Below are 7,947 nucleotides of genomic sequence, written 5' to 3' on the forward strand. Positions count from 1 at the left end.
TCACCTCGGTGCGACCAGGCGCACGCCGACGCCACGCACCGTGTGCAGGTAGCGCGGCTGTGCGGCCCGCTCTCCGAGCTTGCGGCGCAACCAGGACAGGTGGACGTCGAGCGTCTGGTCGTCGCGGTGGGACGGCCACAGGTTCGCGAGGATCTCGGCGCGCGGGACGACCTCGCCGTGGCGTGCCGCGAGGTAGGAGAGCAGCTCGAACTCCTTGTGCGTGAGCGAGAGCTCCCGCCCCTCCACCGACGCCCTGCGGCGGTTCACGTCGATCTCCAGGCCGCCGACGACGAGCTGCCTGTCGTCGCGCGCCCGCCGGAGCACGGCCTGCACGCGGGCCTCCAGGTGCTCGCTGGAGAAGGGTTTGACGAGGTAGTCGTCCGCGCCCGCGTTGAGCAGGCGGATGATCTCCGCCTCGTCGTCGCGGGCGGTGGCGATCACCACGGGGGTGTTCGTGACGCCGCGGATCATCCGCAGCGCGTCGCCGCCGTCGAGGTCGGGCAGGCCCAGGTCGAGCACCACGACGTCGTACCCTGTGGCGCTGACTTCGCGCAGGGCCTCGATCGCGAGCGCGACACCGTGCACGATGTGGCCCTGGCCGGTGAGGGCGCGCGTGATCGCCGCCCGCACCACGGGGTCGTCCTCGACCAGAAGTACCGATGCCATGTCAGAGGAGGGTCGTCGCGGTGAGACGGTCGATCGGATACCTGGCCGCGTGGGCCGTGGTGACCGCGGTCGCCGTCGGCCTGTCCTGGTTCGGCATCCGGTCGGCGATGGAGCCCGCTCCGGTGGTCGCGGCGGACCCCGCGCTGGGGGCGGCCGTGCTGCCGCTGCCGACCGTCACCTCGCTCTCCGTCCCGGTGCCGGAGGAGGGTCCCTCCACCAGCGCACCACCCGTCACGTCCACACCCACGACCACCAGGCCTCCTGTTGTCAGCTCGTCCGCACCGGTCCCTCCCAGTAGTACGGATGCGCGTCCCCCTTCGGCTCAACCGCAGGAAGGGGAATGGCAGGCGGACGGATCCTACGTCCACGCCTTCCACCTGCGTGGCGGCGACGTGGTCGTCCGGTACCGCCCGACGGGCGTGGTGGTGGCGTTGTCCGCCACTCCGGCCGACGGCTGGTCGGTGAACGTGGAACAGCCGGGCGGGCCGCTCGTGGTGAACTTCCGCACCACCGCCGGCCGGTTGTCCAGGCTGGAAGCGACCTGGACGACCGGGCCGACGGCGCGCGTGATCGAGCAGTGACCAGGGCCTGTATCGAGGTCTCGTTCGATGAGAGTCGAGCCGGAGGTGGTTCCGGCCGTGCTCCCAGGGGCCGCCTCAGGCCCGGCCATCGCGAACATGGACTTCGACACAGGCCCTACAGGCCGATGGCCTTCGAGATCCGCGCGGGCTCGAGCACCCGCAGGATCGCCTCGAACAGGTAGTAGTCGCCGTAGGGCAGCGAGACCTCCACGCCGTCCTCGGACGGGCGGTTGCGGGTGCCGCGCGCCATGACCGCCTCCGCCCGCGTCGACCTCGTGGTCAGGCAGGTGCCCACCAGGCCGTCGAGGATCCGCAGCGCCCGGTCGCGGTAGCGGTCGGTGCCGGTGGCCTTGGCCAGGTCGAGCAGGCCGCACGCCATGATCGCGCCCGCCGACGAGTCCTTGACGTCGTTGGCGCCCAACGGCGAGCGGTAGTCCCACACCGGCACGTGGTCCGGCGTCAGGGCGTCGAGGGCGAAGTCGGCCATCTTGCGCGCGGTGTCGCGGAACTCGTGCAGGCCCGTGCGGCGGTACATCGTCGTGAAGCCGTAGATGCCCCATGCCTGGCCGCGCGACCAGCACGACGTCGGGCTGTAGCCCTGGACGGTGTTCTGGCCGATCGCCGCACCCGTGTCCGGGTTGAAGTCGAACACGTGCGGGGTCGAGCCGTCGGCGCGCAGGAAGTGCGTCTGCGTGGTCCTGGCGTGGGCGATCGCGATGTCGAGGAACGTGCGGTCGCCGGTCTGCTCGGTGGCGAACGCGAGCAGGTCCAGGTTCATCATCGTGTCGATGATGACGCGGCCCGCGTTGCCCGGCGTGCCGATCGCGCCCCACGCGCGGATGAACCTGCCAGTGGCGTTCCAGCGCCTGGTCAGCGTGGTCGCCGCCTCGACAGCGCCGTCACGCCACCTGGTGTTCCCGGTGAGCCGGTACGCGGTGACCCAGGACGGCGAGAACAGGAAGCCCAGGTCGTGGTCGCGGGGGTCGAGCCGGCGCGGCGCCAGCCTGTCGTTCGCGGCCTCGGCCAGCGCGCGGAACTGCGCGTCGCCGCTGTCGAGGTGCGCGAGCCAGAGGGTGCCCGGCCAGAAACCGCCGACCCAGCCGCCGTCGGCGACGTAGGTCCACTTCTCGGCACGGGTGATCTCCGGGAACGACGTGATGCCCGGTGCGACCGCCTTCAGCTTGGCGAGGCCGTAATCGAGTGCGCCGCGGAGCCGTGCGGGGGAGGCGGTGGCCTCTCCCGCACCGAGTGCGACACCGGCTCCGGTGAGCAGGGGAGTGGCCGCGGCAGACGCCAGCAGGGTGCGTCGAGACAGGTTCACGAGACTGTCCAGTCCCTTTCTCGTCTTGCGCCCGGCGACACAGTGCCAGATCTGTTCGGCGGCTGACAAGGTGCGTCAAGAATTGATTATTCCGCCTTGCCCCAGGCCGCTGAGCAGGGTAAAGGGTGGAGTTGCAATTCATCAGACATGTGAACCCGCTGGAATCCGACGTTGTAAAACAATTGTTCACAAGGGTGAACTTCTCGTCTTGTCAGACCGGGAACAGAACGGCGTCCAGATGGCGCGGGCTCAGGCCGTGCCGCTGCTTGAAGGCCGCGTTGCTCCTGCCGTCCTCCAGCGTGGGCTTGCCCAGGCGCAGGGCGAGCCGGACCGACTCGGCGAACAGCACGCCGTACGGGCTGTAGTTGCCCTCGACGGTGTAGTCGATCCCGCACGTCCAGGTGTGGAAGCGGGTGGCGTCGGAGAGGCAGACACCGGCCGCGACGAGCCGTCCGTGCTGCCGCACCTCGACCACGTGGACCAGGTCGCCGAGGGCCCCGACGAACGCGGTGAACGTGCTGTCGCGGTAGAAGTCGTTGTTGTCGAACCGGTTCGCGGTCTTGTCGCACAGCGCGGTGATCTCGACCAGCGCGGCGTGGCCCACGTCCACGGCCTCGGCGGTGACACCCGCTTCGCGCGCTCTCCGCTCGTTGCGGCGCAGGTTCGCCCTCGCGCGCTGGCTCAGCCGCGCCAGGTAGTGCTCGTACGACTCGACGCCGGCCAGGTCGGTGACCCACCTGTCGGTCAGGTGGCGCGCCGGCAGGCCGCTCGCCCGCAGGTCGCGGGAAAGCGCGTCGCCGCGCTGGACGTTCACGAAGCCGCACCACCGGGCGCCGAAGATCGACGCCGTGCGGATCATCGACTCCAGCAGCCGCGGCAGCACCCTCGCCGTGGCCGGCACGTGCGCGTCGTAGCAGTGCCACGCGTGGCTGAGCAGGGCGCGCTGGTCGCGTGCCTCCGGATAGGTCTCGTGCAGGCGGCGCAACGGATCCGCGACCGTCTGGAGGTAGGCCGGGGTGACGGCGACGGCCTTGTCCCCGTCGCGCACCACGAAGTACGCGAAGGAGTGGACGTCCGTCAGCGGCGCGTGTTCGTACGCGCTGAGGTACGCGTGCCGGTAGAACACCGGCGCACCTGTCGCGTGCACCACCGAATCCCAATCGGCAGCATCGATTTCCCTTATGGAACTTGAAAATTCGACGCGCACACCGTCACTGTACGGCCTGCCAGACCGCGAACGGGACGTCGATCTCGTCGCGGCTCAGACCGCCGTGCTCGAACTTCCTGGAGGGGTCGGGGATCGGGAACCCCGGCGACGCCGCCACCGCGACGACGGGGCCCGCCTCCGGCTGGGGGAGACCGAGGTCGGTGGCGTGGTGCACGGTCGCCGCCGAGCCCAGTGCCGCTGCGACGCGGTCGAACACGGCGTCCATGCGCTCGGGCCTGGGGTAGAGCCACCTCGTGCGCCCGGCCCCGCCGGATGGAATCTCGCAGTCCTCGCGCACGATCGCGTCCCACGCCTCGACGAGCCCGGGATCGGGGTCGACGGCGACCTGGCCGTGCGCGGAGTGGGCCACGACGGTCCAACCCTGTGCGGCCCAACGGGAAGCGTGCGCGTCGAGACGGAGCATCGCCTCGTGCACCGATTCGTCGTACCCGTTGCGGTGCACGTAGTCGTCGACGTTGACGTACGTCCAGAGCAACCCGGCGTCCGGTAACGCCTTGTCCAGGTCTGCCACGACGTTCGCGACGAGCAGGGGCGGGTCTTCCGCCTGGGCGGTCAGTTTGTGCCTGGGCGGCGCGGGTATCCGGGCGCATCCTCGGAGCAGGGCCCTGGCCCAGGGGCCTTCGAGGAGGTCGAGCTCGCGGGCCAGGACCGTGGCGCCGTGCCGTTCGAGCACGGTCGGCAGGTCCGGGATCGCCGGCGTGCCGTTGATGGCGTGCACGAGTCCGGAACCGTTGCGGTACACCGTTCCCGGGACGCGGTGGACGTCGGCGGAGACACCGGTCAACGCGGTCAGCCAGGCCGTCGCGGCCGTCGAGGGCACTGTCGAGGAGAGGGTGGAGAGGGATGCGGCCAGCCACGACTGCTTGGCCACGTCGGACGAGAGACCGTCCACCGCCAGGACGATCACGCCACGTCGAGCCTTGCCGAGGGCGTGTTCGAGCCGGGAAGGTATCTCCACCAGTGACATCGGGTGACTGTAACGCATCTCATCCGGCGTACTTCGCCTGATCGGGGGCTCCGTTCCCGCACAATGGGCGCCGATGGGGTAAAGGGAACTCGACGAGAAGGAGAGTGGCGGATGGCGGTCGGGGTTCTCGACGTCGGGTGCTTCAGCGCACACCTGGTGATCGTGGAACGTGACCTGACACGTCCGCTGGTGTCCCACAAGGTCCGGTTGCGGCTGGACAGGGAGCTGGACTCCACCGGCGCCATCAGCGCCGCCGGTGTCGAGTCGCTCTGCGCCGCCGTCAGGGCCGCCCGCAAGAAGGCCGGTGACGTCCCGTTCCTGCCGTTCGCCACGTCGTCGGTGCGCGACAGCACGAACGCGCAGGAGGTCATGCGCAAGGTCGCCAGACGCACCGGTGTCGACCTGAAGGTGTTGTCGGGCAAGGAAGAGGCCCGCTACTCGTACGCGGCGGCGCGGCACTGGTTCGGCTGGAGCGCTGGTCCGATGGTCGTGCTCGACGTCGGTGGCGGCACCGTGGAGCTGGCGGCCGGGTTCGGGGCCGAGCCGGAGTTCGCGCTGTCGTTGCCGCTGGGGGCGAGGACCCTGACGCGGACGGGCCTGGCCGTGGAGGAGATGCGGGCCGAGGTCCGCGACCGGCTGTCGGAGGCCTTCCCGCGCGACGAGAGCGCTCGCGCGGTCGGCTGTTCGAAGGTGTTCGAGCAGCTCGCCCGGCTGGCCGGAGCGCGCAACGGCACCTACGCGCAGCGGCAGCTGCGGCTCAAGGACCTGGAGAAGTGGATCCCCCGTCTCGCGAAGCTCTCGGTGCGCGAGCGCGCGGCGCTGCCGGGGATCTCCCGCCACCGGGCCCAGCAGTCGCTGGCGGGCGCGGTGGTCGCGGAGGGGTTGATGAAGGTCTCGGGGCACGACGTCGTGGACATCTCGCCGTGGTCCACCAAGGAGGGCCTGCTCCTGGACCTGGTCGAGCGGTCGCGCGGCCGGCGCGAGTCAGCCGCGTAGCGCGGTCACGGCGTCGTCGACGTCGGCGAACAGGCGGAGGACCCGGTCGACTGCCGTCATCTGCAACGGGAGCAGCACGACTCTCGTGTCGCTGACGACGCCGAACTTGACGCCGAGCTCGTCGGCCTGGGCCTGGGCGTCCACGAGTGCGCGGATCCCCTCGGAACCGAAGAACCGCACCTCCCGCAGGTCGACGACCAGAGCGGGCGGTTTGTGGTCGAGGAGCTCGGCGAGCCTGCTGGTCACCGGCGCGGACGACATCATGTCGATCTCACCGGTCAGCGCGACGATCGGGATGGACTGGACATAGGTGGTTCTCTGCCGAAGCTCGTTCATGAGGACTCCCGTCCATACCGACCGTACGCGCCTCACGGTGACGGTCACAAGCTGAATCGCCGCTGCGGACACGTCAGCCCAGCAGGAAAGCCCTGGTCACGAACATGGCGGCCATCAGAACAGCGAACAGCACGATAAGTCCGATCACAATGCGTGACGCGGCCTTGCTCGGCGGTTTCTGCTCGTGGTGCGACAGTCCCGAGGTCTGCCCGGACTCGGGCGGCGTGTCACCCGGCGCGACACCGCCACCGGGCTCCAGGCCGGGCGTGCGGAGCGGGTCGGGGTCAGGAGGCATGGCGGTCATACGGGGTCAGGTACCCCTTTTTCAGGCTTCTAGCTGAGCCCAGACCACTTTCCCACCGCTGTCCGGCGTGGTGCCCCAGCTGACGCTCAAAGCCTTGACGAGCTGCATCCCCCGCCCTCGCGCCGAACCGGGGTCCACGGGTCTGAGCAGAGGCAACTTCGGCGACTCGTCGTGCACCTCGATGAGCATTCCGCCCGCCTTCCGGCGCACCGAGAGGGTGATGAGGCCCTCACCGTGGTCGATCCCGTTGGAGACGAGTTCGGTGACCACGAGCTGCGCGTCGTCGGCGAGGTCCTCGGACAGGCCCCACGAGGCAGCGGCCTTGCGCACCACCTGACGAGCACGTGCGCAGGACCCGCCCTCAGCGGTCAGAGTCACCCGCACCTCAGCCAGTGGGTCGTTCAACACAAGGCGCATCGTCGCACATCCGGCCCCCCGTTCGGATCTTTCAGCCCCCCGGTGGTCGCATGCCAGGACGTCGTGCTGCACGATTTGGTCGCACGAGTCGGGCGTGGCGGAAGGAACGGCGACGATGGAGCTCAACGTCGGCAGCGAGGTCCAGCGGGGATGGCGAGTGCTCGCCGTCGCCGGTGAACTGGACATCGACACCGTCCCCGTGCTGTCCGCACGGCTCGACGCGGACGTCAGCGGCGCGCACGCGGTCCTGGACCTGACGCACCTGCAGTTCATGGACTCGACCGGTCTGGCGCTGGTGCTGGACTGGCACCGGCGGCTGGCCGAGGCCGGGGGACAGCTGCGGATCGCGTCCGCCCAGGTCCCGGTGCGGCGCTTGTTCGAACTGGCCGACGTGGCCGAGGTGCTGAACCTGCACTCGTCGGTGGACGACGCGGTCCAGGAGCCGGTGGACACGGCGCCGTAGGTTTCTTCGGGTGGTCCCGTGAGGCCGGCTGCACAGTTGCACAGCGTGGTCCGGCGGGCGGCTCGGCTTCGCCGTGAGTGTCAGACCTGCTGGGTACGGTGGGCCGCGGGGGGTCCGAGATCCAGGGGGACTCCTGCGCAAGCCTGTCCGCGCGGCCGTGGCAGGTGTGTGGACCTGGGGGTTGGCTTCACGGCGTCGCGTCGCGGCACCGTACCCACAGACTGGCTGCGCGACCGCGCCACGCCTCGGCTACCGCGCCCGCCGCCTCACGCCACGGCAACCGCGTCTACCGCGGCCTGCTTCGGCTGAGCCAGACCTCGGCGACCGCATCCGGCGGTCCGTCCGCCGCGGCCACGCCAACCGGGTCCGCCGCCTTCTGCCGCACCACGCTCAGGCCACGTCCCAGCACCGCGCCCGAGGCCAGCCCTCACACCCCAGCCACCGCGCCCAGCCACCGCGCCCGCGGCCGACCCGGCCACGCCCAGCCACCGCGCCCCCAGCAACCGCCTGCGGCGAACCGGGCCCCTCGCCCGGCCCCACGCGCCGGCCGCGTCACGACTCCGACGACACGCCCAGGTAGTACGCGATCAACCGGATCAGGTGCTCGGTGTCCACCGGCTTCGCCACGTAGTCCGTGGCGCCCGAAGCCAGCGACTTCTCGCGGTCGC

General features: G+C 70.4%; 10 protein-coding genes. 3 read left to right on the forward strand and 7 right to left on the reverse strand.

Annotation, left to right across the window (positions count from 1 at the left end; all coding sequences use genetic code 11):
* Entirely contained in the window at positions 1 to 666 is a 666-nt protein-coding gene (locus tag VM306_RS06590) for a response regulator transcription factor (RefSeq protein WP_325511980.1), read from the reverse strand.
* Between the two features lie 20 nt (positions 667 to 686).
* Between VM306_RS06590 and VM306_RS06595 the strand changes: the two genes are divergently transcribed.
* Positions 687 to 1,247, forward strand: a complete 561-nt coding sequence (locus tag VM306_RS06595; RefSeq protein ID WP_325511982.1) for a hypothetical protein — start codon at positions 687 to 689, stop codon at positions 1,245 to 1,247.
* Positions 1,248 to 1,362: 115 nt separating this feature from the next.
* Here the strand turns inward: VM306_RS06595 and VM306_RS06600 are convergent, their stop codons facing one another.
* The 3 genes from VM306_RS06600 to VM306_RS06610 form a co-directional block, all read right to left on the reverse strand.
* A complete protein-coding gene (locus VM306_RS06600) occupies positions 1,363 to 2,568 on the reverse strand; it encodes a glucuronyl hydrolase (RefSeq protein ID WP_325511985.1) in 1,206 nt (401 codons plus the stop codon).
* 211 nt (positions 2,569 to 2,779) lie between these two features.
* Positions 2,780 to 3,715, reverse strand: a complete 936-nt coding sequence (locus VM306_RS06605) for a GNAT family N-acetyltransferase (protein ID WP_325511987.1) — start codon at positions 3,713 to 3,715, stop codon at positions 2,780 to 2,782.
* Between the two features lie 64 nt (positions 3,716 to 3,779).
* Complete coding sequence (locus tag VM306_RS06610) at positions 3,780 to 4,763, reverse strand: hypothetical protein (protein WP_325511989.1); 984 nt, start codon at positions 4,761 to 4,763, stop codon at positions 3,780 to 3,782.
* A gap of 111 nt (positions 4,764 to 4,874) precedes the next feature.
* On the opposite strand from VM306_RS06610, the gene VM306_RS06615 reads away from it, so the two are divergent.
* Entirely contained in the window at positions 4,875 to 5,759 is an 885-nt protein-coding gene (locus VM306_RS06615; RefSeq protein ID WP_325511991.1) for an exopolyphosphatase, read from the forward strand.
* Here VM306_RS06615 and VM306_RS06620 read toward each other — a convergent pair.
* The 3 genes from VM306_RS06620 to VM306_RS06630 form a co-directional block, all read right to left on the reverse strand.
* On the reverse strand, positions 5,748 to 6,095 hold the full coding sequence (locus VM306_RS06620; protein WP_325511993.1) for an STAS domain-containing protein: 348 nt from the start codon (positions 6,093 to 6,095) through the stop codon (positions 5,748 to 5,750). The genes VM306_RS06615 and VM306_RS06620 overlap by 12 nt on opposite strands.
* Positions 6,096 to 6,168: 73 nt before the next feature.
* On the reverse strand, positions 6,169 to 6,399 hold the full coding sequence (locus VM306_RS06625; RefSeq protein WP_325511995.1) for a DUF6480 family protein: 231 nt from the start codon (positions 6,397 to 6,399) through the stop codon (positions 6,169 to 6,171).
* Between the two features lie 21 nt (positions 6,400 to 6,420).
* Positions 6,421 to 6,777, reverse strand: coding sequence for an ATP-binding protein (locus VM306_RS06630; protein WP_325511997.1), 357 nt, complete (start codon positions 6,775 to 6,777; stop codon positions 6,421 to 6,423).
* 133 nt (positions 6,778 to 6,910) lie between these two features.
* On the opposite strand from VM306_RS06630, the gene VM306_RS06635 reads away from it, so the two are divergent.
* Positions 6,911 to 7,279, forward strand: a complete 369-nt coding sequence (locus tag VM306_RS06635; RefSeq protein WP_325511999.1) for an STAS domain-containing protein — start codon at positions 6,911 to 6,913, stop codon at positions 7,277 to 7,279.
* Positions 7,280 to 7,947: the final 668 nt, after the last annotated feature.

This window comes from Lentzea sp. (assembly GCF_035525475.1).
In the GTDB taxonomy this organism is placed as follows: Bacteria; Actinomycetota; Actinomycetes; order Mycobacteriales; family Pseudonocardiaceae; genus Lentzea.